Origin of the sequence: Nostoc sp., from assembly GCF_036919895.1 — a bacterium.
Taxonomy (GTDB): domain Bacteria; phylum Cyanobacteriota; class Cyanobacteriia; order Cyanobacteriales; family Nostocaceae; genus Nostoc.
Window position 1 is genome coordinate 52,594 of the sequence record NZ_JBALBW010000060.1, and the last position, 23,816, is coordinate 76,409.

A 23,816-nucleotide genomic window follows, 5' to 3' on the forward strand; every position below is an offset into this window, starting at 1 on the left:
TTATGGTTAGGGTTTCAGTTGTCATTCCCTGTTACAATGCATATTCTTCTGTTGAAAAAACTATTATAAGTGCATTAGATCAAGTCACTCAACAAGATGAAGTTATTGTCATTGATGACGGTTCTACTGATGATTCTGCCGATATTATTCTTTCATTCGGCAACAAAATTAGAGTTTATTTCGGATCAAATCAGGGCGCGAGTGCAGCACGTAACCGAGGAACAGACATAGCACAAGGTAAATTCATTCAATACCTTGATGCTGATGATTTATTACGAGCTGATGCTTTAGAAAAACGAGTCAATGCTTTAGAAGCCAGTGGTGCTGATGTTGCTTACTCAGATTGGCAAAAGTTGGAGGAAAATGAAACAGGTGAGTTTTTGCCAGGTAACGTCATTGCCAGAAAAATTGAAGACGTTCACCCCGATCCCCAAATTGCCTTGTTCACTAATTTCTGGGCACCACCAGCGGCTCTTCTCTATCGCCGGGAGATTGTAGATGCAATAGGGGGTTGGAATGAGTCATTACCAATTATTCAAGATGCACGTTTTCTCTTGGATGCAGCCTTAGTAGGTGGCAAATTTGTCTATGTCCCAGGGGTAGGAGCCGATTACCGCGTTCATAAAAACAAAAGTTTATCTAGTCGCGATCCTGTAGGTTTTGTAAAAGACTGTTTTCATAATAACTGCCAAATCGAAGAGTTTTGGCGGCATCATGGCGGACTTACTCCAGAACGTTCTTCTGCCTTAGTTAATGGTTATGATTACACTTCTCGTACCCTGTTTATGACAGAAGAAAAACTTTTTCGAGAAAATCTGCACCGTCTTTATCAACTACAACCAGGCTTCAGTCTCAGTTTTCCAAAATTAGTAGGGATGATGTCCACTATCTTAGGTCAACAGATGACACGCTCTGTAATGAAACTTTTAGGAAAATCTCACGTTTCTTAATCCAGAATACTACCTTCAAAACCAAATGAATAAATTAGCTTTTTTCAGTCAGATTGTTAACAAACAACTTAGTGGTCAAAGTCGTCATTGTCCTCATTGTGAAAGTGAAAGAACAATTCTCATCCAGCGAAAAAAAGTTCTTTTAGAACTGCGCCAATGTCAAGAATGTTTTTTGATGTACCGCTATCCAAAAGACGAAATAGCAGACAACATTGATTTTTATCAATCTGAATATCAAGAAGGAATGACCACTGATATGCCAGATGAAGTAGAACTAAAAAAATTGTTGGAATCAGAATTTCGAGGCAGTCAGATTGATTTATCTAATAACATACAAATTGTTAAACAGTATATAAATCATGGCTCTTTACTAGACTATGGCTGCTCTTGGGGGTATGGAGTAAATCAATTTAATCAAGCTGGCTACGATGCTATTGGCTTTGAAATATCAAAATCTAGAGCTGAATATGGACGCGAGAATTTATCAGTAGAAATTCTGGATGAATTGATTGACCTGGAAAAATTTCCAGCCCATTCCTTTGATGTTATTCACACCAGTCACGTTTTAGAACATCTGCCAGAATTAACTCAAGCTTTTTCGCTATTCCAAAGATTAATTAAACCTACTGGATTTTTAACGATCTTTGTTCCTAACGCCGGTGGTCAATCCGCACGCAATCTTGGCGTAGGTTGGGGCCCGATGATTGGAGAAAAACATACTTTAGCACTGGATGCTAGATTTTTTGCTAACAATTTACCTAAGTATGGATTTATCCCTGTTTTTAACAGTCCGCCCTATGATACTGCTCCTGTAGCTTATGAATCAGAAGAGCAAGCAAGTATGGCATTTCCGGGAGATGAATTACTAGTAATTGCTCGTCCTGTCAATAGCTAATTTGCCTATCTTCTATGAAAGTCTTAATCTCTTGCGGTACTAAATTTCATTCAGATCATCTTGCTTATCAGTTGCAGAACAGGAATAGCTTGTACAAGCTAATCACTTCCCATCCATCATTTGCTTATAAGAGAGTGCCGGTAAATCGAGGAAAAATAATATTTTTACCTCCAATATTCACCGTATCCCTGATTCTGGATAAGCTGTTAGGTAAATTTTATTTTTTTAAATCGCCTTTTGAATGGCTGCTGGCTGTAGTTTACGATTGGATGGCTAGTTTGCGTGTAGGAAACCCAGATGTTTCTATATCTTGGGCTTGGGCCAGCCTACAAACCATTAGAGCAGTCAAAACAAAAGGTGGTATTGCCATTCTTGAAGAGTGTGGTTCGTGTAACAAACATCAAGAACAACTATTGTCTGAAGAATATGAACGATTAAATTTAGATTATGAGTCCAAAACATTCAACAAGATAATTACTAGAGAATTACAAGAATGTCATGAGGCAGATTATATATTATGCCCTTCTAAATATGTCGCAGACTCTTTGAATAAATGCGGAATATCAAATCATAAGTTAATAGTCATTCCTTATGGTGTAGAGCTTAATTTATTCAATCGCCAACCAAAAAAAGATGAGATTTTCCGAGTTTTATTTGTAGGAAGTGTCGGAGTTCGTAAAGGGCTAATTTACTTATTTCAAGCTTTAAAGGATTTAAAATTAGATAATTTTGAATGTTTAATTATCGGTTCAGTGGAATCAGCCTTTCAAGATATTTTCGCAGAATATCAGCAATACTTTACTCATATACCAAGAGTAGAACACTCCCAACTCAAAGAGTATTATTCTAATTCCTCAGTATTTGTTTTACCTAGCTTAGATGAGGGAATGGCTTACGTACAGTTAGAAGCTATGGCTTGTGGCTTACCTGTAATTTGTACTCCCAATTCTGGAGGAGATTCTGTAATCAGAGAGGGAGAAGAAGGTTTTATCATCCCCATTAGGGATTCTCAAGCGATTCAAGAAAAAATAGAATATCTCTATAAAAATCCCCAAGAATTGAGCAGAATCGGCGGTAACGCACTCAAAAGAGCTAAGGAATTTACCTGGGATAACTATGGTACTCACCTGGAAACGGCGTTAAAAGAACTGTTAGCAAAAAAGGTATGAGTCGCAAACGGGTTTGTTTGGTCAGTCCGGGTCATGTATCCTGCAATCCTAGATTATTGAAAGAAGCAAATGCTTTACATGATGCGGGTTTTCATGTACGAGTAGTTGCTGGGAATTATTCAGCCGAAGCCCGTCTTTTAGATGAAAGTATTTTGCCCCAAGCGCCCTGGTCATGGACACAAGTCACTCTAGGAGCCAAACCAACCTATTTGATGCGTAGACTCTGGCAAGAATTGGCTCGGAGAGTAGCAACGACAGGTTGGATTCCCCATTTGTCTGTAGCTATTTGGGCACATAGTCTTATGAGTGCCAAGCTTGCCAAAGCAGCCGCGGCTGAATCTGCTGACCTTTACATTGCCCATTGTTTGGCTGCACTTCCAGCAGCGGCTTTTGCCGCTCAAAAACATCATGCCAAACTAGGGTTCGATGCCGAAGACTTTCATATTGGCGAATTAACTGACATTCCAGCCAACCAGACAGAGATTCGGGTGCGCGATCGCATTGAACGTATTTTATTACCTCGTTGTCAACACTTAACTGCTGCTTCACCAGGAATTGCCACCGCCTACGCTAAACGTTACGGGGTAAACATGGAACCGATTTTGAATGTATTTCCTCTAGCAGAAGCACCAGCGACCACAGAGCGACAACAGGGCGATCGCGTTGGTTCAGAACCTTCCCTGTACTGGTTTTCCCAAACTATAGGCCCTGGTAGAGGATTAGAATCAATCCTCCAGGCAATGGGGCAGATGCAAACCTCTGTGCGTTTGCACTTACGAGGTATTCCTATTCCTGGTTATTCAGAACAGCTGATGCAATTAGCCCAAGAGGTGGGAGTAGGCGATCGCCTCCACTTACTTCCCTCTGCACCCCCCGATCAAATGGCTCGGTTAGCAGCTTGTCATGATATTGGGTTATCCCTGGAGCTAATTCAGCCCCTAAATCGAGCGATTTGTCTAACCAATAAAATTTTTGTTTATCTTTTAGCAGGATTGCCGATATTAATGAGCCTTACCCCTGCTCAACAAGAATTTGCCAAACAATTAGGAGAGGTTGCTTTATTAGTAAATATTAATGACTCAGCAGCAGTAGCAGTAGCTTTAGATAGTCTATTATCTAATCCAGCTAAACTGGAATTTGTTCGTAATCAAGCTAGAAAATTAGGTAAAGGAATTTATAACTGGGATCTAGAACAGCAGCATTTTGTCAAACTTGTAGAGGAAGTTTTACAACGAATAAATCACTATTAGTCAAGATATTTAGATTTACTGCAACACTTATTCACGGAGAGCAAATGGTTCTAGATAGATAGCTTTGGCTGAAAATACGGCTACCAAAAGCTGCACTCCTCCATTTGTATGGAAGTCTATAAGCCTAAATATTGCCATAATACATAACACTTTCTTGAGTGATTACACTACTGCAAAAACACTTAAGCCTACATCATTTTTTAACTTAAAATTATGTTTCTACGCAAAAAGATCCGGCAATATTTATCACGTAAATTACAAGCACCAGAAATTACTAATGCCTTGGAGAGGCTTGCTAAACTAGGTTTTAAGCCCACTCAGATTTTTGATATTGGAGCTTATCAAGGTGATTTTACTAACTTATGTATTAAATATTTCCCTAAATCAAGAGTTGCCTGTTTTGAAGTTTTGGAACATAGAGTTCAGCAGTTGAGACAACTAGCATCTCAAAATTCTGTCATCCAGGTATTTCCAGTGTTATTAGGAGCAGAATCACAAGAAAAAGTGCAATTTAATGAAGCTGAAACAGCTTCCTCTATTTTAATTGAGCAAGTTCAACAAAACTTTATGGTAAAGTCATATCCTATGACAACTGTAGATACCATTGTTTACGAACACTTCAACAGTTATGCTCCTGATTTGCTCAAACTAGATGTTCAAGGTTATGAACTAGAAGTCCTAAAAGGAGCAGAAAAATCACTTACTCAAACGCAAGTAATTTTAGCAGAAGTAAACTTACTAGATATCCATAAAAATGTTCCTCTATTAGCGGAAGTCGTGGGCTGGCTAAATGAACGTGATTGGGTTACTTATGATATTTGTGGTCTGACTCGTCGCCCTCTCGACCAAGCTCTTTGGCAAGCAGATTTCATTTTTGTACCACGTAATAGTCCTCTAATATCTGATAAGCGTTGGACAGCCTAAAATGCGTATTTTACTCACCGTCGATCCTGAACTTCCAGTACCACCAAAACTTTATGGTGGTATTGAACGCATTGTTGATTTATTAGCTACAGGATTACAAATTCGTGGTTACAGTGTGGGACTAGTTGCTCACCCTGACTCGACCTCAAAAGTAACTCAATTCTTTCCTTGGCGGGGGAAGCGATCGCAAAACAAATTTGATACAATCCAAAACACAATTCGTCTTTGGTCAGTAGTTCAGGAATTCCAGCCTGACTTAGTTCACAGCTTTTCTCGCATTCTCTATCTGCTACCTCTACTGGGTTCTCAACTGCCAAAAGTCATGTCTTACCAGCGCTACCCTACCAAGCGCACCACCAGTTGGGGAGCGAAGCTGGCTCAGGGAACTCTCACCTTTACAGGATGTAGTGACTATATTTGTACTCTGGGAAAAGCAAATGGCGGAATTTGGCATACCATTCACAATTGCGTTGAGCTAGAGAAATATAATTTTGTGCCAAAAGTAGCAGAGGACGCGCCGTTGGTATTTTTGAGCCGAGTAGAACGAATTAAAGGAGCGCATACAGCGATCGCAGTTGCCCGCAAAACAGGACGGCGTTTAATTATCGCTGGAAACTATAGTGAAACTGGAGAAGAAGGAAAGTACTGGCAAGAAGAAATTGTTCCCAATATTGGCAAAAATGGGATTGAGTATGTTGGGACTGTTAACGATGCTCAGAAAAATGAACTTCTAGGAAAAGCTGCTGCCATGATTGTGCCGATTGAGTGGGAAGAACCTTTCGGTATTGTTTTTGCCGAAGCTTTGGCATGTGGTACCCCTGTTATTTCCTCCCCAAGAGGGGCATTACCAGAAATTGTCCGTCAAGGCATTGATGGCTATTTAGTTAATAGTTTTGAAGAAGCAGTTACTACTATTAAAAAATTACCAAATATTAACCGTCATAACTGTCGTCAACGTGTTGAGCAATGTTTTTCTGCTGATGTAATTGTAGAGCAGTATGAAAAGCTTTACCAACACATAAGTAAGCAAGCGTAAATAATTTAAGCTTGGTAATCAGAGATTTAGCCATCCAAGTGGGCCGTTAACGTAGCTTAGACTGAGAGCATCTCACCTTTGCAAATATAGCTGGCGATTATAAATCATTGTATGAGAAAAACTTCATAAAAATGAAAAGGTATTTTGAGGATTCAAAAAATTTGACTATTCCAAAATCAAATGAACCATAAAGTTCTAATAGTTAGTCCCCATTTCCCACCAATTAACGCTCCCGATCATCAACGGGTGCGAATGTCTCTGCCGTACTTTGAAGAATTTGGTTGGGAACCTCACATTTTAACAGTTCGTTCAGATTGTGTTGAAGGAATCCAAGACCCCATACTAGCAAAAACAATTCCCTCTAATATCCCCGTTACATATACAGGAGCAATACCCGTTCAACAGACTCGGCTGATTGGTATGGGCAGTTTGGGATTGCGAAGTTTTCCCTATTTACTTAGAGCAGGCGATCGCCTCCTTCGCCTGCAAAAATTTGATTTAGTATATTTTTCAACGACTATATTCATCACTATGGCTCTAGGTCATAGATGGTACAGACGCTTCAGAATACCCTATGTCCTGGACTTTCAAGATCCCTGGTTAAGTGATTACTACAAATATACAGACAGTACTCCACCAGGAGGACGCTTCAAGTACGGATTTGCTCAACTCCAAGCAAAATTGCTGGAACCCAGGGCTATGAGTAAAGTCAGTCACGTAATTAGTGTTTCACCAGCATATCCGAAAATCTTACAACAGCGATACCCACATTTACAACCGAAACAGTTTACTGTTTTGCCTTTTGGAGCTCCAGAGTCTGATTTTAAGAAACTTCCCTCTCTCAATATTCAGCAAAACATATTTAACCCCAATGATGGTAAACGCCATTGGGTATACGTGGGCAGAGGTGGCGATGATATGGCCTTGGCTGTGAGAACTTTATTTCTGAGTATTCAGTCAGAGCGTCGCCATAACTCTAAACTTTGGCAATCAGTTCAACTGCATTTTGTTGGTACTAGTTATGCTCTTGGCAGTCAAGCCATTAAAACTATAGAGCCAATAGCCCAAGAACTAGATGTTGCTGACTTAGTAACCGAACATCCTCATCGCATTCCCTACTTTGAGGCGCTACAAGTTCTCATTGATAGCGACGCTATTCTACTCATTGGCTCTGATGACCCCAGCTATACAGCTTCCAAACTCTACCCCTGTATTCTAGCCCGCAAACCCATCCTGGCAATTTTTCACCACGAGAGTTCTGTAGTTGATATTCTACAACGCTGCCAAGCTGGTCAAGCTGTTACCTTTACTTCATCAAACCAGCCTAAAGATTTGCTTTCCGCGATGGTTGCTCAAATTAATTGGTTGCTTTCTATGCCAAAAGGGTTTCAACCAAAAACTGACTGGTTAGCCTTTCAACCCTATACAGATCGGGAAATGACCCGCCAGCAGTGTGCCGTATTCGATCGGAGTCTTGCTAATTTATAGAAAAGGCAGTTCATCATAAAGTAACTCTTCGATTCCAGGTATTAAGTTGTGCGTTGAATAAATTGCGGAAGTCCTTAAACAAGTAGTCAAGCATTTTGATTTATTCTAGTGAATACACGATTTTTTACAGGCGTGTTATCAATACTTACAATAGCAATAGTGCATTATAATTTTACAAATAAATCTTGTCCATTTTGAAACAACGTTGAGTTTCATATTCAGTTAGTCATTGCGTGTACAAACTTTATGCTATTACCAATTTTCTAAAATTATGTTTATGACATCCGGGTTTAACTTTGAGTCCCCTATAGGATTTAGCAAACATCAGAAGCGTTGGTTTGTGAAAGCCTTTTGGATTGCTCTGATGTTTATAGTACTGAAAATCATCACTTCTGATGCACCCTTTCTCAGTAAGATGGGTGCCTTATTAATTGCAGTAATGGCACTATTACCAACCTATTTATGGTGTGCTGATCGTGCCAAAGGACTGCCTTTATTTCCAATAATGACACTAACCTACTTAAGCTCACATGCTTTTCCCCTTATTTCCAAAAATCCAAATATTCTTAAGTATTCTGAAGCATTACATTTTAATGCAGCCATAGTCGTTGCCATTTTTCTGGGAGTGGGGACAATAACTTGGCTTGCTTTCGTCAGTCGTGAACCTCGAAGCATATCTAAAATTAAAGTATTTAAACCAAACCAAATAACCCCTTTCTTTCTCCAAATAATCTTTTTATCTATTATATTTGATCTTTTACAAAATACTGGATATATATGGTCAATAATACCTAGCTCAATTTATGCAATATTGAAAACTGCAATGCCATCTCTCACTAGTCTTGGATTAATGATATTAGGTTATCAACTAGGAGCTAATCGCTTAAGTCGTAGAGAGTCCAGACTATTTATTTTGCTAACAATAGGTTTGATTTTTCAATCAGGAGTTAGTCTTTATCTGAGTGGAGCAGGTGTGTACGTAGTATTAACAAGTTTAGGTTGGATGCTTGGCAGTGGCAAATTTCCGTGGCGATTATTATTGATAACTTTTTTAATCATATCGTTCCTCAACTTAGGTAAAGGAGAAATTCGATCCATTTACTGGAATAAAGGCTCAATTCAACCTTCGCAATATATTACTGTATATATTACCTGGACTAATAATTCTTGGCGGCATATAAATACTCCTAAAGACAGTATAGCTAGTAATAAAGAAAAGCCAGAAAGTTTGGACGAACGTTCAAGCATTATACACATGCTGATGAAAGCAATTTCAGAAACGGGAACTTTAAGAGAATATATGCAGGGAAAAACTTATTCACTTATCCCTCAGTTATTAATACCTCGGATATTTAACTCAAACAAGATTCGTGGTAGTGAAGCCACCAATATGTTAAGCATATATTATGGTTTACAAACATATAAAGAAACATTGAAAACCGAAATTGCCTGGGGTTTGTTACAAGAAGCTTATGCTAACTTTGGTAGGATAGGTTGCGCTGGTTTAGGAATATTTCTAGGGAGTTTATATGGATGGATAACTCGTTTGACAATGAATGTTCCGATTACATCATACCGATTTCTGCTATCACTGATTTTGATCATGCTGTCAATTAAAAATGAATTGACTCTGAGCTCATTTTTGAGTATTTTATCTCAAAGCACAATGATTTTATTAGTTATCAGAAGTTTCTTGATGAAAGGTATTAAATACTATCCATCTCAAGTCTATAGTATTTACCCTACTGGTGAGCTACATTTTTAAAGCTGCCATTTTGCTAAAAAAATTTCCTGAAAATATTTATCCATTATCTTTTTAGATAAATTATACCAATATTTATTGATTTAATGATTCAAAAGCGAATTAGCTCATTTGATGGTCTTAGAGGAATAGCTATATTCTTGGTTTTGCTAGATCATGCAAAAAATACTATTCACTCCAAAAGTGAGATTTGGAATTTAGCATCAATATTTATAGCTAATTCCAGTTTGGGAGTTAGGCTATTTTTTGTCCTAAGTGGCTATTTAATAACCCTAATTTTGTTAAAAGAAATTAATGGAAGTGGTATTATTGATTTGAAGAGATTCTATGTGCGTCGTGCAATACGGTTATTTCCCAGTCTTTACTGCTTTATAGTAGTAGTTTTCATTATTAACTTGATTGCTCATTTGAATATCAATGCAGAACAATTCATAGCAGCAGCAACTTTTACATGGAACTATCTAGGCCCTTTTCACAATGGTACCTTGAGAGGAACTTGGTTTCTTGGTCATTTATGGACTCTTTCATTAGAAGAACAATTTTACTTACTCTGGCCTCTAATTTTATTGTTGCTAGGAATTAACAAGTCTCGTAAGTTATCGTTTATTCTAATTTTATCGATGCCGATTATTCGTGTAGCTAGCTACTTTTTATTTCCTTCAGTTAAAGGATATTTAAACATGATGCTACATACCTCGATAGATAGTATTATGGTAGGCTGCCTAATGGCTATTCTTACTCTATTTCCTGTCTTAAGTGAGCGTATATATAAATTGAAGGGATTCTCCATAGTAATATTACTTATCTGGCCATTGTTCATTACTCCTATTTTGGATCACTTAATTAGAGGTTATTTAATCTCTATAGGCATAACCATAGATGCCATAATTTTAGGAATACTGATTGCCTGGCTCCATGCTAATCCGCTTTCCTATGCAAATAAATTACTGAGTATACCAGTCATTGTTTACATAGGAAAAATCTCCTATAGTTTATACATTTGGCAGCAATTATTTTTAACTAATGATAATACTACTATTTCAGGAATTTTTCCCTATAATATTGGGTTTAGTTTGTTGGCTGGACTTACTTCTTATTACTTAATTGAAAAACCCTGTCTTAAACTCAAAGATAGTAATAAGCTTTCAGCATTATTAGGATTAAATCAATATAGTGGTTCTCAGTTGAGTGAGGTACAAGAACCCCGCCCCCAACATCCTCCCCGCAAGCAATGAGGGGGCTATGATGTACCTTATATGATTAGGAAACGCTATAAAATATTTAATTTATTCAATATATATTATGACATGACAAAATTAGCAATTATCTCAACCCATCCTATTCAATATTACGCACCTTGGTTTCGCTATATTACTCAGTCTACTAATCTTGATATTCGAGTATTTTACCTTTGGGACTTTGGTATTACTCCACAGGTTGATGTAGGTTTTAAACAGATTCTTCAGTGGGATATTCCACTGTTAGATGGATATGAATATGAATTTGTGCCTAACCTGAGTTCTGATCCCGGTGTCCATCATTTATGGGGATTACAAAATCCATCTTTAGTATCTCAGGTAAAAGCCTATAAGCCAGATGCAGTGCTATTAATGTGCTACAACTATGCCAGCATTTATCGCTTTTTATGGCACTGGAATTCTCTTCAGATACCGTTACTATTTCGTGGTGATTCCCATCGTTTACTACAGCCGAATGGTATGAAAGCATGGGCACGTCAGCAATTTATTACGCAGATTTATCATCGCTTTGCTGCCTGCCTTTACGTGGGTAAAGCTAACTATGATTACTTCCGCTATCATCAAGTTTCAGAAAAAAGTTTGTTTTTTTCTCCCCATGCTGTAGATAACGATCGCTTTTTTACTCAAACCGAAAGTGCCAAACAGCAGGCAATGATTTGGAAGCAAGAATTGGGCATTCCATCGCATCATGCAGTGATTCTGTTTGCAGGTAAATTTGAATCCAAAAAACGTCCTTTGGATTTACTCTTAGCTTTTTTAGAAGCAAATATCCCTCAAGTATCGCTACTATTTGTTGGTGCAGGCCCTTTAGAAGAAGACCTGAAATCCGCAGCCGTTGGTCAATCAAATATATACTTTGCTCCCTTCCAAAATCAATCCTTAATGCCCCGCACCTATGCGGTTGCTGATTTAGTTGTGCTGCCTAGCTATGGTTCTTCGGAAACCTGGGGACTCGCAATTAATGAAGCAATGTGCTTAAGTTGTCCAGTAATTGTTAGTAGCCATGTAGGGTGTGCCCAAGACCTAATCGATCGCCATCAAAATGGACTGATTTTTCCTGCGGGTAATGTATCTGCCTTAGCTAGTAGCCTACGCGAAGCGTTTTGTGATGGGGAACGTTTACGGCGCTGGGGAGAAGAGAGTCGGAGAATTATTTCTCAGTATAGCTATACTCAAGCAACTCAGGGACTAAAACAGGCCATTGAATATACAAACTCAGTTTCAGCGAAGGCTTAATCTTTAGGAAGATCGCTTTTGAAATGGTCATTGGAAGTTTAAAAAATATCTAATTATAATAATGTCGATCCTTATTGTTATAAAATACTATTTTATGTAACTCATCAATTCGTAGATTCGGTTTAAAAACTGTTAGCTTGACTTATTCAAATTGTCTTAAAAAGATACCAATTTTCGTTGCTTATCGTACTATGTCTGTGTCAATAATACAATTAATCCAATTCAACTTTTATTTATCAGCACCAAGTATTTTAAAAAACTATGGGTAAACATAAATACTACTACCATCTTTGGTTTCCCGATCTATTCGACGCTACAGGAGGAATTCAGCGTTACTCCTTTTTCTGTTTCAAGGCATTCCAAACTCTCCACCCCGATTTTGCCTATGATATTTTCATTAAGCATGATACTGATGTAGCATCAAAGTTGCCTAATTTGTGCTTTCATCCATCTGGCAATTGGCCCCTATCCCTACGCACCCTAGCTTTTGCAAGCCAACTAATTGGTTTTGGTTTTTGGCAGCGTCCAAACCTGATCTTTTCTAGCCATCTCAACTTTAGTGTTCCGGCTTACCTGTTGAAACGGCTATTTGGCATACCTTATTGGGTTGTAGTACACGGGATTGAAGTGTGGAACCTTCAGAATTCAAATTTACAGACGGCTCTTCACCATGCCGATCGCATTTTAGCCGTTAGTCACTATACGCGCGATCGCTTGCTGCAAGAACAAAACCTCGATCCCGAACGAGTTGTAGTTCTACCCAATACCTTTGATGCCGATAATTTTCAGATTGCACCCAAGCCTGAAAGCCTGCTCAAAAGATATGGTTTAAACTCAGAGCAACCGATTATACTTACCATCGCTCGGTTAGAAAAATTAGAGCAGTATAAAGGCTACGACAGAATTATCACAGCTTTGCCTAAGATCCGTCAGGCTATTCCTAATGTTCATTATCTTCTAGTCGGGAAGGGAGAGGATAAGGCACGAATTGAACAGTTAATTTCCCAATACCAACTCCAAGATTGTGTAACTCTAACTGGCTACATCCCCGACGAAGAACTTTGCGACCACTATAATCTCTGTGATGTATTTGCCATGCCTAGTAAAGGTGAAGGATTTGGTATTGTTTACCTAGAAGCACTTGCTTGTGGCAAACCTACTCTTGGAGGAAACAAAGATGGGGCATTGGATGCACTGTGTCAGGGAGAATTAGGCGCACTTGTTGACCCTGATGATATAGAAGCGATCGCTGAAACCATAATTCAAATCCTACAGGGTACTTATTCTAATCCTCTAATCTATCAACCAGAGGCATTAAGAGAAAAAGTAATTAACCAATTTGGTTTTCAACAGTTTCAAAAAACTCTTGATAGCTACTTAGAAAAAGATTTCAAAGACATTTAAGTTTTTAACATCACAATAAAGGTATCAACCATGTTTAATCCCAATTTTGTCAATATCAGCACTAGCGAAATAGTTAATGACCTCAAAGACAAGGGGTACTTTGCTTTTGAACAAGCGTTAACCACTCAGTATGTTGAAGAACTACTTCAAGAAATTGATTTCAATCAACTATTGCTGAATAACAATGATGTTGGCGTAGTTACTTCTCAAGACATCAAATTTTTTACTCATTGCCTAGCGGGTTCTAAAAAAATATACGATGTTATTACTTCCAGAAAAGTCTTAGATGTATGCAAAGAATATTTTGCTGATGATTATAAGTTAACTAATCATAGAATCTATCAAACATCTCAAAATTCCCACATGCCTTGGCATACAGATAATAATCGCCAGGTTGGTAAGCAATTATCTGAAAAACACAGTATGCCAGGTCTGTTGTTTTTATTTTATTTCTCTGATGTTGAAAAAAATGCCTTTCAATACATAAAAGACTCGCATAAGTGGTCTCGCAAATACAGCCATGAAATTTACCTGAGTGACAGCTATATCGACAATACATATAGCAAAGATATACTAACATTTCCCATGCTCAAGGGAAGTCTGATCTTATGTGATATCCACGGAATCCATAGAGCTGAACCTTTTCAGGATAAAACCTATAACAGAACTACCTTGCTTTTTCAAGTCGATCAGGTTGGTAGCGAAAATGTAGGGCATGGTGAAAAAAATCTAGTGAATACTGAGTACCTTGAAAATCTCACTCCAGAGGTAATGGATTATCTCGGATTTGGTTTTAAGAGAGACTACCCGGCTTTTCCTAACACTTCAATTGCTACGATGAAACTACAAGATATCTTAGAGCTACAGAAGCAATTGTTACCCAAAACCCTAGAAGCTCTTAACAAAAACATAGTCAAATCTCTATTGCCTGCTGAGGCACTAATTAATGCCAAGCGAATCCTCTGGCATTTTAAATCAAAATACTCTAACCAAAAACCAAAAGTATAGCAATTCATGAAAATTTTGTTGATAGGTAATTACCCATTAGATGCAATCATCAGCATGGATATATTTGCTTCTATGTTGGAAAATTACTTAACCAAGGTTGGGCATCAAGTCAGAATTATTTGCCCAAGTCCTTGGTTTGGTAAGCTATTATCATCACCAAATTCACTCAGGAAATGGTTAGGTTATATTGATAAATTTGGGTTTTTTCCAGCACAATTGCGTCAAGCATTATCTTGGGCAGATATAGTTCATATATGCGACCAAGGTAATGCAGTTTACGTAAAATATTTGGGAAATATACCTCACGTCATCACTTGTCATGATTTATTGCCAATTCGTTCTGGCTTGGGGGAATTTCCCCAATATCGCACTGGATGGACTGGTAAGCAATTCCAGCAAATGGTGATGAGAGGACTAAACCAAGCGCATAAAGTTGCTTGTGTTTCAGAACAGACTAAAAGTGATGTATTACGCCTTTCTTCTCTGTCTGAGAGTGCTGTATCTGTGATTCCTATGGGTTTAAACTATCCCTACACGCCGATGAAAGCTACGGAATCTCAACCACGTTTAAAAGCTTTGGGAATTCCTGAAAATTATCCATTTATTCTCCATGTAGGGGCAAATCACTGGTACAAAAATCGGTTGGGAGTTCTAGAAATCTTTCATCAGCTAATTCTGCAACTCGAACAACCAGAATTTTACCTAGTTATGGTGGGTAAACCCATGACTGATGAAATGCGTCAGTTTATCAAAACACATAATATGATGCAAAAAGTAATAGAGTTAGTAGAAATTAATAACGAAAACCTCAGAGCTATCTATTCTTCTGCTACAGCATTACTTTTCCCTTCTCTCTATGAAGGCTTTGGTTGGCCGATTATCGAAGCTCAAGCTTGTGGTTGTCCTGTATTTACATCCAACCGTTCCCCCATGAATGATGTAGGAGGAGAAGCGGCTATATATATAGAACCGGAACAGCCGAAAGAAACCGCAGAAGAGATAATTCGTAATCTACCCACACTAGAAACGCTGAAGTCAAAAGGATTTGTAAATTCTCAAAAATTTTCAGCAGAGAAAATGATTTCCGATTATATTGAACTTTATCAGCAAGCCATTAATGAAAAACATGAGAATAAATTAAAAATAATTTAATTTTATAGTTCTTAACTTTTTTTCAACAACTAAAATGGTGCATCTTACTAGAATTTGCTGCGGATATCCGCTATGAAAGTTCTCCATGTTATTCCCTCTGTTCCTCAAGTACGGGGTGGCCCAAGTCTTGTTGTTCTGGATATGGTTAAGGCATTGCGAACTAATAATGTTGATGCTGAAATTGCCACGACGAACGATAACGGCGATTGCTTACTTGATGTTCCTTTACAGAAACTCATTCAATATAAGCAAGTTCCAGTCTGGTTTTTCTCTCGGTTTTCACCCACTGTAAAAATTGTCAGAGAATACGCCTTTTCTTGGCAGTTAACAGCATGGCTCTGGGATAATATTTCCCAGTATGACATTTTGCATATTCATGCCATTTTCTCTTATGCATCAACGATGGCAATGGCGATCGCTCGCCTCAAAAATGTCCCCTATATTGTGATCCCACATGGCTTATTATCCGAATGGTCTTTGCAGCAAAGCGCCCGCAAAAAGCAAATTTACATGAGGCTAATTGAGCAAGCTAACCTCAACCACTCTCAAGGCATCCACCTTACCTCGCAACTAGAACAGCAAGAAGTTGCTCAATTGGAACTTAGCGCCCCCAGTTTTGTATTACCACACGGGCTTTCTCACCCGCCCCAGATTCCTCATGCTCGTTCTCTACTTCGGCAACACCTCAACCTGCCAGCAGATGAACCTGTAATTTTATTTTTATCCCGTTTGCATCCGAAAAAAGGACTAGACTATCTGATCCCCGCATTAGGCAAACTTACTCATCACCGGTTCACTTTTGCGATCGCAGGTAGTGGTTCCCAAGAGTATGAAGCGGAAATTGAGTCAGCGCTGGTTTCAAATGGCATTCGCGATCGCACCTATATTGCGGGATTTGTTGCAGGAGAGACAAAAAACCTCTTTATCCAAGGTTCGGATCTATTTGCTCTGACATCTCACGCCGAAAACTTTGGTTTAGCAGTTCTAGAGGCTTTAGCTGGAGGTGTTCCCGTCCTTGTTACCCCTGGCGTGGCTTTAGCTGCTATAGTTCAAAAGCACCAAATTGGTTACGTTCCAGAATTAGATGTACTAGCGATCGCCAAAGATATTGAAGAATATCTCACTCATCCCCAAGAAGCGAAAGCTATGGGCGCTCGCGCTCGTCAAATAATTAGAGAACAATACACTTGGGACAAAGTTGCAGCCAAAATGGTTGATATTTATCAGGCTATTATTTTCAATCATAAATAATTAAACGATCTGTATGTGTGGCATTGCCGGAATTTTAACGAAAACTGAAATAAAAAATAATTTGGAAAACTTGATGCTGAGAATGCAAACCGCATTACAGCATCGCGGGCCTGATGACCAAGGAATTTATATTTCCCCAAATCGAGAAGTTGCTTTTGCTCATACTCGTCTTTCTATTCTTGACCTCAGCGCCGCAGGACATCAGCCAATGTCTACACCTGACGGACGCTATTGGATTACCTTTAATGGCGAAATTTACAACTTTCGCCAATTACGACTTGACCTAGAAGCAAAAGGCGAGAAGTTCTATTCACAAACTGATACTGAAGTTATTCTCAAACTTTATCAGCAGCAAGGAACAGAATGTGTCAAGAATTTGCGAGGGATGTTTGCCTTTGCTATTTGGGATAATCAAGAACAAACCTGCTTTATTGCCCGCGATGCTTTAGGAATTAAACCTTTATACTATTGGCAATCTGGAGCAACTTTAATATTCGCCTCAGAAATTAGAGCAATTCTGGCATCGAAATTACCTAGCATTGCCTTAAGTCCAGAGGGATTATATGGCTATCTTGTCAGTGGTTCAGTACCAGAACCTCACACTCTAATTGCCGGGATTCGCTGTTTAGAAGCTGGTCATTGGTTGCGTTGGCAAGCAGGTAATCTCAGCCAACAGCAGTATTGGCAAATAAACTTTGCGGCTGAAACAATTTCTCTCACAGAAGCTAAAGAAAAAGTTCGTAATGCACTCATTGACTCTATTGAACATCACTTTATCAGTGACGTGCCAGTAGGGATATTTTTAAGTGGTGGAATTGACTCAAGCTCAATTGTTGCTTTATCGCGTCAAACTCAAAAAGGTAATTTACGTACCTACTCAATTGGTTTTGAAGAAAATGAGTGGAATGAAGGGGAAATTGCTCAAAAAGTTGCTCAAGAATTTGACACTGAACACACAGAATATAAAGTAACTGCCTCTTTAGGACGTGACCTACTACCAAAGTTTTTAGCAAGTATCGATCAACCTAGTATTGACGGCTTCAATACTTTTTGTGTATCCCAAATTGCCCGTAAAGATGGAACTAAAGTAGTTTTATCTGGATTAGGGGGAGATGAGCTATTCGGTGGCTATAAAACATTTCAACAAGTACCAAATATGGTGCGGTGGGGTCAGCAACTCCAGAAAATTCAACCTATCAGCAGCAGTCTGGGTAGAGGATTAGCATCTTGGGGCAGATCACCACGCATAAGGCGCTTAGGAGACTTTTTACAGCAAAAGCCAACAACCGCAGCAGCTTACCGTAGTTTTAGGGGAATTTTCTCCCACAGAGAAGCCTGGAAAATTACTCAGCACTACTTTAAAGATGCATCTTTACCGATTTGGGAGGGGGTGATTTTTCAGGATAGGAGCTTACCCAAACATCTGCCTTCTTTAGAAGATGAAGTGAGCCTGCTAGAACTGAGTTGTTATATGCGTAATCAGTTGTTGCGGGACAGCGATGTTATGAGTATGTCCTGGGGGTTAGAATTGCGAGTCCCTTTAGTTGACCAAACTCTACTAGAAGCGATCGCCTCTATTCCTAGTACAATGCGTCTCGCACAAGGTAAACAATTATTAGTTCAAGCAATTCCTGAGTTACCAAGTTGGTTACTCAATCGTCCCAAGCGAGGATTCTTTTTTCCTTTTCAGCAATGGATAGAGAAAGATTGGAGTGATTATTTTCCGGCTCAAGAATTAGGTAAAGATATTAATCTCAAACTATGGTATCGTAATTGGAGTTTAGCGATTCTCCACCATTGGTGGAATGAAATTGCTGGATCAAAATAATCTGTTTCTACAATGTTCTAGCAATGGAAAAGAAGATAGATAGATATATCCGATTAACTAAACAAGGATTGACTGATTATAAATGGTCATTATACTATTTTCAAATGACGATCTTAAATCCCAATCTGCGGAGGTTAATCGCATATTTATTTTCCTACTTTCTTCCCAAAACTCGGAATCGTAAAATTGATATTGAAACAAGAAAAAATATCCAATCTTTGCAAGAAGATGGATTAGTTGTCTTGGATAATTTTGTGACAAAGACTCAAATTAAAGAAATGAGGTCATACCTGTCTACAAAGCTATGCATCGATCGGCATCGTCCAGGGAATGGCAAGTTTAGCGCACCCGGATTCGCTGATAAATCTTCTATTCATGCTTATTATACACCAGAGGATATTGTCGATACTCCACATCTATTAGAACTTGCAAACGAAACAAGGGTTTTAAGCATAATAGAGAATATATTTGGAGCAAAACCAACAATTTCTTTGATGCAGATTTGGTGGTTATTATCTGGCTTTGATGTTCAAGCAAATTTAAATGAAAGATATTTTACACATCCCGGAGAATTTCATCGAGACCTTGATGATTGGTCAGAAATTAAGTTATTTATATATTTAACTGATGTAGATGAAAGTTCTGGGCCTCATGCATTTATTAAAAAATCTCATACATGGTTACTACCGCCGAGAACGAGAGATGTAGATATTGATGATAATCCTAATTTTCCTATAGAAGATAACTTAATAAAACTTACTGGTGAGGCAGGCTTGGCTTGGCTTGAGAATAGCTATGTACTCCACCGCTCTATTATTCCTAAAAACAAGCATCGGTTGATTTTAGCAGTGACTTACACCTTGTTTCCATTACCATTAGGCCCGAAAAAGCCTTTAAGATCGTATCCAAAACCCAATCAGTTTAATACCTACACCAATAGAATCTACTTAAAGTGATACTAATTTAGCATGGCTCACTATCATTATATAAATCATTTAGAATAAAGTTATTATCTTGATTTTTTATTTATTTAAAATATTACGTACTAAGAGTTATTTTTTTTGTTAGCTTATAACTATCTAGTTATTTCTGCCCGACTGTACTAATTCAAAACCTCAAAGTTTTGGATCAACATGACATGAAAATTCTGCATATTATTCCTTCAGTAGCATCAGTGCGAGGTGGGCCAAGTCAAGCAGTATTAGAAACAGTTAAAGCACTGCGAAATCAAGGGGTTGCAGCAGAAATTGTAACCACTAATGATAATGGTAATAATTTACTCGATGTCCCTCTTGGCAAACCTATAGAGTATAAGCAAGTACCAGTTCAGTTTTTTTCGCGCTTTTCTCCTAAAGTTACGTCCATAAGAGAATTTGCATTTTCTAGTCAGCTAACTACATGGTTGTGGCAAAATGCTAAAAAGTATGACTTGTTACACATCCATGCTATTTTCTCCTATGCTTCTACGGTGGCAATGGCGATCGCTCGTTTTCAAGGCATTCCTTACATTGTTCGCCCACTAGGACAACTATGCGAATGGTCACTTCAGCAAAGCGCTCGCAGAAAACAAATTTATCTCAACTTGATCGAACGGTCAAACCTCAATCACTCTCAGGCGCTTCATCTTACCTCTGAACAAGAACAGCAAGAAGTTTCTCGTTTAGCTCTCAGCCCCCCTAGCTTTGTTCTACCTCACGGACTTTCTATTCCTGCTGCTATCCCTAATGCCCGTTCTCGACTTCGGGAACATTTGCAAGTCCCAGCAGATGAACCAATAATTTTATTTTTATCACGCTTGCACCCCAAAAAAGGACTAGATTATCTCATCCCCGCCTTGGGGGAACTCACTAATTACCGTTTCACCTTTGTGATTGCAGGTAGTGGTTCCCAAGAGTACGAAGCGGAAATTGAGTCTCTGATCGTCTCACATGGGATGCGCGATCGCACTCATTTTGTTGGATTTGTGACCGGAGAGGAAAAAAACCTTTGCATTCAAGGGTCAGATATATTTGCCTTGACATCCTACGCCGAGAACTTCGGCATAGCAGTCCTAGAGGCTTTAGCTGTTGGTATTCCCGTTGTTGTTACTCCTGGTGTCGCTTTAGCTGCTGTTGTTCAACAAAACAAACTCGGTTACGTTCCCGAATTGGATGTGCAGGCGATCGCCGAAGCTGTTGATTGTTATTTGAGCCATCCTCAAGCAATTAAGGATATGGGCGATCGCGCCCGTAAACTAGTTTTGGAGAATTATACCTGGAATCATATTGCGGAAAATCTAATGGAGATATATACGAAACTTATTAAGCAAAACTTAATATCTAAAACACTAATTTAATATTGTTCGACCTCCTTAAATAAACTTGAATAATTTATGGCATCTATGCTAGAGAGAATTACTCCTCTCATTCTCACTTACAACGAATTCCCAAATATTCATCGTGCCATTGAGCGGCTGACCTGGGCAAAGGAGATTATTGTTATTGACAGCTATAGTACAGATAAAACTATAGAAATTCTCCACTCCTATCCACAAGTTAAAGTATTTGAGCGCAAATTTGATACTCATGCAACACAGTGGAACTACGGCTTAGAAAAGATTAAATCATCATGGGTGCTTTCTTTGGACGCAGATTATATTGTCACTGATGAGTTAATTTCTGAAATCGCAGTTTTACCAATTGATGGAGAAATTGACGGCTATTTTACCAAGTTTAAGTACTGTATATTTGGTAAGCCACTGCGTGGGACTATACTTCCCCCCCGTCAAACTCTGTTTCAAAAAAACAAAGCTATCTACATAGATGATGGTCATACACAGGTTTTGCAACTTACGGGTAAGTCTGCTGAACTGTCTACTTATATTCATCACGACGATCGCAAACCCCTAAGTCGTTGGTTATGGGCGCAGGATCGCTATATGGTGATTGAAGCTAAAAAACTGCTAGAGACTCCAGAAAGCGAACTTAGTTTTAGCGATCGCATCCGTAAACAAAAAATCCTCGCTCCCTTTATCATCTTAATTTACTGTCTGATCCTGAAAGGCGGTATTCTAGACGGCTGGCATGGTTGGTACTATGCATTTCAGCGAATGCTAGCAGAAACTCTTTTGGCAATTCGTCTATTCGAGTATGGAAAATTGTAGAATGTAATGAATTTTGACTAATTAAAATATTTCAAGCGCTGCTTTCCTATAACAATATTCCATACCCTTGGTGGAATCCGATCGATTTAAATATTTCAGCCAATCAAACTTTAACTTAATCTTATGAATATTCTCGGAATTAACGCTTACCACGGTGATGCTTCAGCATGTCTCGTCCAAGATGGTCAACTGATTGCCGCAGTTGAAGAAGAACGGTTTAATAGAGTTAAACATTGGGCTGGATTTCCCGCAGAATCTATTCGCTATTGTCTGAAAATTGGTGGTATTAGTGCAGCAGACTTGGATCATGTGGCGGTATCTTTTAATCCTAAAGCTAATCTAAATCGGAAGCTTCTGTTTACTCTCCAACAACGTCCTTCCTTATCATCACTATTAGATCGGTTTAACAAACAAAGTAAATCTACGAGTCTTAAGCAACAGTTAGCAGAAGCTTGTTATTCTACATCTGAAGAGATTCGGGCTACAATCCATAACCTAGAACACCATACAACTCACCTAGCCAGTGCTTTTTTCATTTCACCCTTTGAAAAAGCAGCTATATTATCCATTGACGGCATGGGAGACTTTGTGAGTACCTTAGCTGCTGCTGGTGAAGGGAACCGTTTAGAGTACTTCGATCGCACTCACTATCCTCACTCCATCGGTTATCTTTACAACGCCATCACCCTTTATTTAGGCTTTCCCGCCTATGGAGATGAATATAAAGTGATGGGATTAGCGCCTTATGGAGAACCAGAATATTTGGAAGCGTTTCGGCGAATTATTTATCCCAAAGGTGATAGTTTTGAGTTGAATTTAGATTACTTCACTCACCATGAGGAAGGTATTGCCATGAAGTGGGAAGATGGAGCGCCCATTGTTGAACCTTTCCACAGCCCAGAACTAGAGAAATTATTGGGGCCGGCGCGAAATTCCAAGTCAGAAGTTACCCAAAAACATCAGAATATTGCTGCTTCTGTGCAAGCGGTAACGGAAGAGATAGTTTTCCATTTAATTAACCGACTGAGCGATCGCTACAAGAGTGAAAATCTCTGTTTAGCGGGTGGTGTGGCAATGAATTCTGTCGCCAATGGCAAGATTACTCAAAATACTCCCTTTAAGAATATCTATATTCCAGTGGGTGCTGCTGATAATGGTACATCAATTGGGGCAGCCTTCTTTATCTGGAATCATCTACTCAAGCAACCACGTCACTTTGTTTTAGATCATGCTTATTGGGGTTCGGAGTTTACTGATGAGGAATGCTTACTAGCATTGCAAGCGCACGATTTGCAACCTCAAATCCGAGAGCGAGAAGCACTCCTAAACCATGTTGTTGACGCGCTTTGTGAAGGTAAAGTAGTCGGCTGGTTTCAAGGAAGAATGGAGTTTGCTGCTAGGGCTTTGGGTAACAGATCCCTTCTCGCCGATCCGCGTCGTGCTGATATGCGGGATATTATCAACCTGAAAATCAAATTCCGGGAAAAGTTCCGTCCCTTTGCTCCCAGTATTTTGGAAGAACGGGTAGGCGAATTCTTTGAAGTTGATGAACCAGCGCCATTTATGGAAAAAGTCTTCAAAATTCGCCCTGAAAAAAGAGAGCAAATTCCGGCTGTCACACATGTTGATGGTACTGGGCGCTTACAAAGTGTGAGTCGTCAAACTAATCCTCTTTATTGGGATTTGATTAATACCTTTGCTCAACGGACTGGTATTCCCATCGTTTTAAATACGTCTCTCAACGAAAATGAACCGATTGTTCGCACACCTACAGAAGCCATTCAGTGCTTCTTGAGAACTCACATGGATGCATTGGTTTTGGGTTCCTATTATGTAGAACGCAAAGATATTAAATCAGAATCTAGGGTATAGGTGAGGCGATCGCGCATTCGCGAACAACAAGATAGATTCCCGGCCGATCGAAGAAGTCGGGAATCTGCAGGTTGCAAAGTACACAATTACGTCGTTACGGAATATTAAAAAAAATGTATAATTTATAGCCAATTATCATATTAACTTTTCAGTAAAATAAATTACAAATATCTTAAAGATATAAAGAATC

The 23,816-nt window shown here is 38.9% G+C and carries 19 protein-coding genes; all 19 read left to right on the top strand.

Annotated features, from left to right (window positions below; translation table 11 throughout):
* Positions 1-2 precede the first annotated feature (2 nt).
* Positions 3-950 (top strand): glycosyltransferase family 2 protein, encoded by a 948-nt coding sequence (locus V7K55_RS11120; protein ID WP_334831129.1) that lies wholly within the window; start codon positions 3-5, stop codon positions 948-950.
* 25 nt (positions 951-975) lie between these two features.
* The gene (locus tag V7K55_RS11125) at positions 976-1,845 is read left to right on the top strand and encodes a class I SAM-dependent methyltransferase (protein WP_334831131.1); all 870 of its coding nucleotides are present in this window, start codon (positions 976-978) and stop codon (positions 1,843-1,845) included.
* Positions 1,846-1,934: 89 nt separating this feature from the next.
* Positions 1,935-3,014 (top strand): glycosyltransferase family 4 protein, encoded by a 1,080-nt coding sequence (locus V7K55_RS11130; RefSeq protein WP_334831133.1) that lies wholly within the window; start codon positions 1,935-1,937, stop codon positions 3,012-3,014.
* Positions 3,011-4,264: a glycosyltransferase gene (locus tag V7K55_RS11135; RefSeq protein WP_334831135.1), complete on the top strand. Its 1,254-nt coding sequence runs from the start codon at positions 3,011-3,013 to the stop codon at positions 4,262-4,264. Before V7K55_RS11130 ends, V7K55_RS11135 begins: the two co-directional genes overlap by 4 nt.
* A 213-nt stretch (positions 4,265-4,477) precedes the next feature.
* Positions 4,478-5,188, top strand: a complete 711-nt coding sequence (locus V7K55_RS11140) for an FkbM family methyltransferase (RefSeq protein WP_334831137.1) — start codon at positions 4,478-4,480, stop codon at positions 5,186-5,188.
* Between the two features lies 1 nt (position 5,189).
* Complete coding sequence (locus V7K55_RS11145) at positions 5,190-6,224, top strand: glycosyltransferase (protein ID WP_334831139.1); 1,035 nt, start codon at positions 5,190-5,192, stop codon at positions 6,222-6,224.
* A gap of 180 nt (positions 6,225-6,404) precedes the next feature.
* Positions 6,405-7,712 (top strand): glycosyltransferase, encoded by a 1,308-nt coding sequence (locus V7K55_RS11150; RefSeq protein ID WP_334831141.1) that lies wholly within the window; start codon positions 6,405-6,407, stop codon positions 7,710-7,712.
* A gap of 271 nt (positions 7,713-7,983) precedes the next feature.
* A complete protein-coding gene (locus V7K55_RS11155) occupies positions 7,984-9,477 on the top strand; it encodes a hypothetical protein (RefSeq protein WP_334831143.1) in 1,494 nt (497 codons plus the stop codon).
* 83 nt (positions 9,478-9,560) lie between these two features.
* The gene (locus V7K55_RS11160) at positions 9,561-10,709 is read left to right on the top strand and encodes an acyltransferase family protein (protein ID WP_334831145.1); all 1,149 of its coding nucleotides are present in this window, start codon (positions 9,561-9,563) and stop codon (positions 10,707-10,709) included.
* A gap of 72 nt (positions 10,710-10,781) precedes the next feature.
* Positions 10,782-11,969, top strand: a complete 1,188-nt coding sequence (locus V7K55_RS11165) for a glycosyltransferase family 4 protein (RefSeq protein ID WP_334831147.1) — start codon at positions 10,782-10,784, stop codon at positions 11,967-11,969.
* Between the two features lie 261 nt (positions 11,970-12,230).
* Complete coding sequence (locus tag V7K55_RS11170) at positions 12,231-13,373, top strand: glycosyltransferase (RefSeq protein WP_334831149.1); 1,143 nt, start codon at positions 12,231-12,233, stop codon at positions 13,371-13,373.
* A 30-nt stretch (positions 13,374-13,403) separates the two neighbouring features.
* Positions 13,404-14,381: a phytanoyl-CoA dioxygenase family protein gene (locus V7K55_RS11175; RefSeq protein WP_334831151.1), complete on the top strand. Its 978-nt coding sequence runs from the start codon at positions 13,404-13,406 to the stop codon at positions 14,379-14,381.
* A 6-nt stretch (positions 14,382-14,387) separates the two neighbouring features.
* A complete protein-coding gene (locus tag V7K55_RS11180; RefSeq protein WP_334831153.1) occupies positions 14,388-15,533 on the top strand; it encodes a glycosyltransferase family 4 protein in 1,146 nt (381 codons plus the stop codon).
* A 72-nt stretch (positions 15,534-15,605) separates the two neighbouring features.
* Positions 15,606-16,784, top strand: coding sequence for a glycosyltransferase (locus tag V7K55_RS11185; protein WP_334831155.1), 1,179 nt, complete (start codon positions 15,606-15,608; stop codon positions 16,782-16,784).
* 13 nt (positions 16,785-16,797) lie between these two features.
* Positions 16,798-18,612: an asparagine synthase (glutamine-hydrolyzing) gene (asnB, locus tag V7K55_RS11190; RefSeq protein WP_334831157.1), complete on the top strand. Its 1,815-nt coding sequence runs from the start codon at positions 16,798-16,800 to the stop codon at positions 18,610-18,612.
* Positions 18,613-18,635: 23 nt separating this feature from the next.
* A complete protein-coding gene (locus V7K55_RS11195; protein WP_334831159.1) occupies positions 18,636-19,568 on the top strand; it encodes a phytanoyl-CoA dioxygenase family protein in 933 nt (310 codons plus the stop codon).
* Between the two features lie 182 nt (positions 19,569-19,750).
* The gene (locus V7K55_RS11200) at positions 19,751-20,947 is read left to right on the top strand and encodes a glycosyltransferase (RefSeq protein WP_334831160.1); all 1,197 of its coding nucleotides are present in this window, start codon (positions 19,751-19,753) and stop codon (positions 20,945-20,947) included.
* Between the two features lie 45 nt (positions 20,948-20,992).
* The gene (locus V7K55_RS11205) at positions 20,993-21,754 is read left to right on the top strand and encodes a glycosyltransferase family 2 protein (RefSeq protein WP_334831247.1); all 762 of its coding nucleotides are present in this window, start codon (positions 20,993-20,995) and stop codon (positions 21,752-21,754) included.
* A gap of 123 nt (positions 21,755-21,877) precedes the next feature.
* Positions 21,878-23,626, top strand: coding sequence for a carbamoyltransferase family protein (locus V7K55_RS11210; protein ID WP_334831162.1), 1,749 nt, complete (start codon positions 21,878-21,880; stop codon positions 23,624-23,626).
* Positions 23,627-23,816 lie beyond the last annotated feature (190 nt).

What these genes read in the sequence shown, in the direction of transcription:
- V7K55_RS11120 (WP_334831129.1), top strand. Translation starts at nt 3, where the DNA reads ATGGTTAGGGTTTCAGTTGTCATTCCCTGTTACAATGCATATTCTTCT.
- V7K55_RS11125 (WP_334831131.1), top strand. Translation starts at nt 976, where the DNA reads ATGAATAAATTAGCTTTTTTCAGTCAGATTGTTAACAAACAACTTAGT.
- V7K55_RS11135 (WP_334831135.1), top strand. Translation starts at nt 3,011, where the DNA reads ATGAGTCGCAAACGGGTTTGTTTGGTCAGTCCGGGTCATGTATCCTGC.
- V7K55_RS11140 (WP_334831137.1), top strand. Translation starts at nt 4,478, where the DNA reads ATGTTTCTACGCAAAAAGATCCGGCAATATTTATCACGTAAATTACAA.
- V7K55_RS11145 (WP_334831139.1), top strand. Translation starts at nt 5,190, where the DNA reads ATGCGTATTTTACTCACCGTCGATCCTGAACTTCCAGTACCACCAAAA.
- V7K55_RS11150 (WP_334831141.1), top strand. Translation starts at nt 6,405, where the DNA reads ATGAACCATAAAGTTCTAATAGTTAGTCCCCATTTCCCACCAATTAAC.
- V7K55_RS11155 (WP_334831143.1), top strand. Translation starts at nt 7,984, where the DNA reads ATGTTTATGACATCCGGGTTTAACTTTGAGTCCCCTATAGGATTTAGC.
- V7K55_RS11160 (WP_334831145.1), top strand. Translation starts at nt 9,561, where the DNA reads ATGATTCAAAAGCGAATTAGCTCATTTGATGGTCTTAGAGGAATAGCT.
- V7K55_RS11165 (WP_334831147.1), top strand. Translation starts at nt 10,782, where the DNA reads ATGACAAAATTAGCAATTATCTCAACCCATCCTATTCAATATTACGCA.
- V7K55_RS11170 (WP_334831149.1), top strand. Translation starts at nt 12,231, where the DNA reads ATGGGTAAACATAAATACTACTACCATCTTTGGTTTCCCGATCTATTC.
- V7K55_RS11175 (WP_334831151.1), top strand. Translation starts at nt 13,404, where the DNA reads ATGTTTAATCCCAATTTTGTCAATATCAGCACTAGCGAAATAGTTAAT.
- V7K55_RS11180 (WP_334831153.1), top strand. Translation starts at nt 14,388, where the DNA reads ATGAAAATTTTGTTGATAGGTAATTACCCATTAGATGCAATCATCAGC.
- V7K55_RS11185 (WP_334831155.1), top strand. Translation starts at nt 15,606, where the DNA reads ATGAAAGTTCTCCATGTTATTCCCTCTGTTCCTCAAGTACGGGGTGGC.
- asnB (WP_334831157.1), top strand. Translation starts at nt 16,798, where the DNA reads ATGTGTGGCATTGCCGGAATTTTAACGAAAACTGAAATAAAAAATAAT.
- V7K55_RS11195 (WP_334831159.1), top strand. Translation starts at nt 18,636, where the DNA reads ATGGAAAAGAAGATAGATAGATATATCCGATTAACTAAACAAGGATTG.
- V7K55_RS11200 (WP_334831160.1), top strand. Translation starts at nt 19,751, where the DNA reads ATGAAAATTCTGCATATTATTCCTTCAGTAGCATCAGTGCGAGGTGGG.
- V7K55_RS11205 (WP_334831247.1), top strand. Translation starts at nt 20,993, where the DNA reads ATGCTAGAGAGAATTACTCCTCTCATTCTCACTTACAACGAATTCCCA.
- V7K55_RS11210 (WP_334831162.1), top strand. Translation starts at nt 21,878, where the DNA reads ATGAATATTCTCGGAATTAACGCTTACCACGGTGATGCTTCAGCATGT.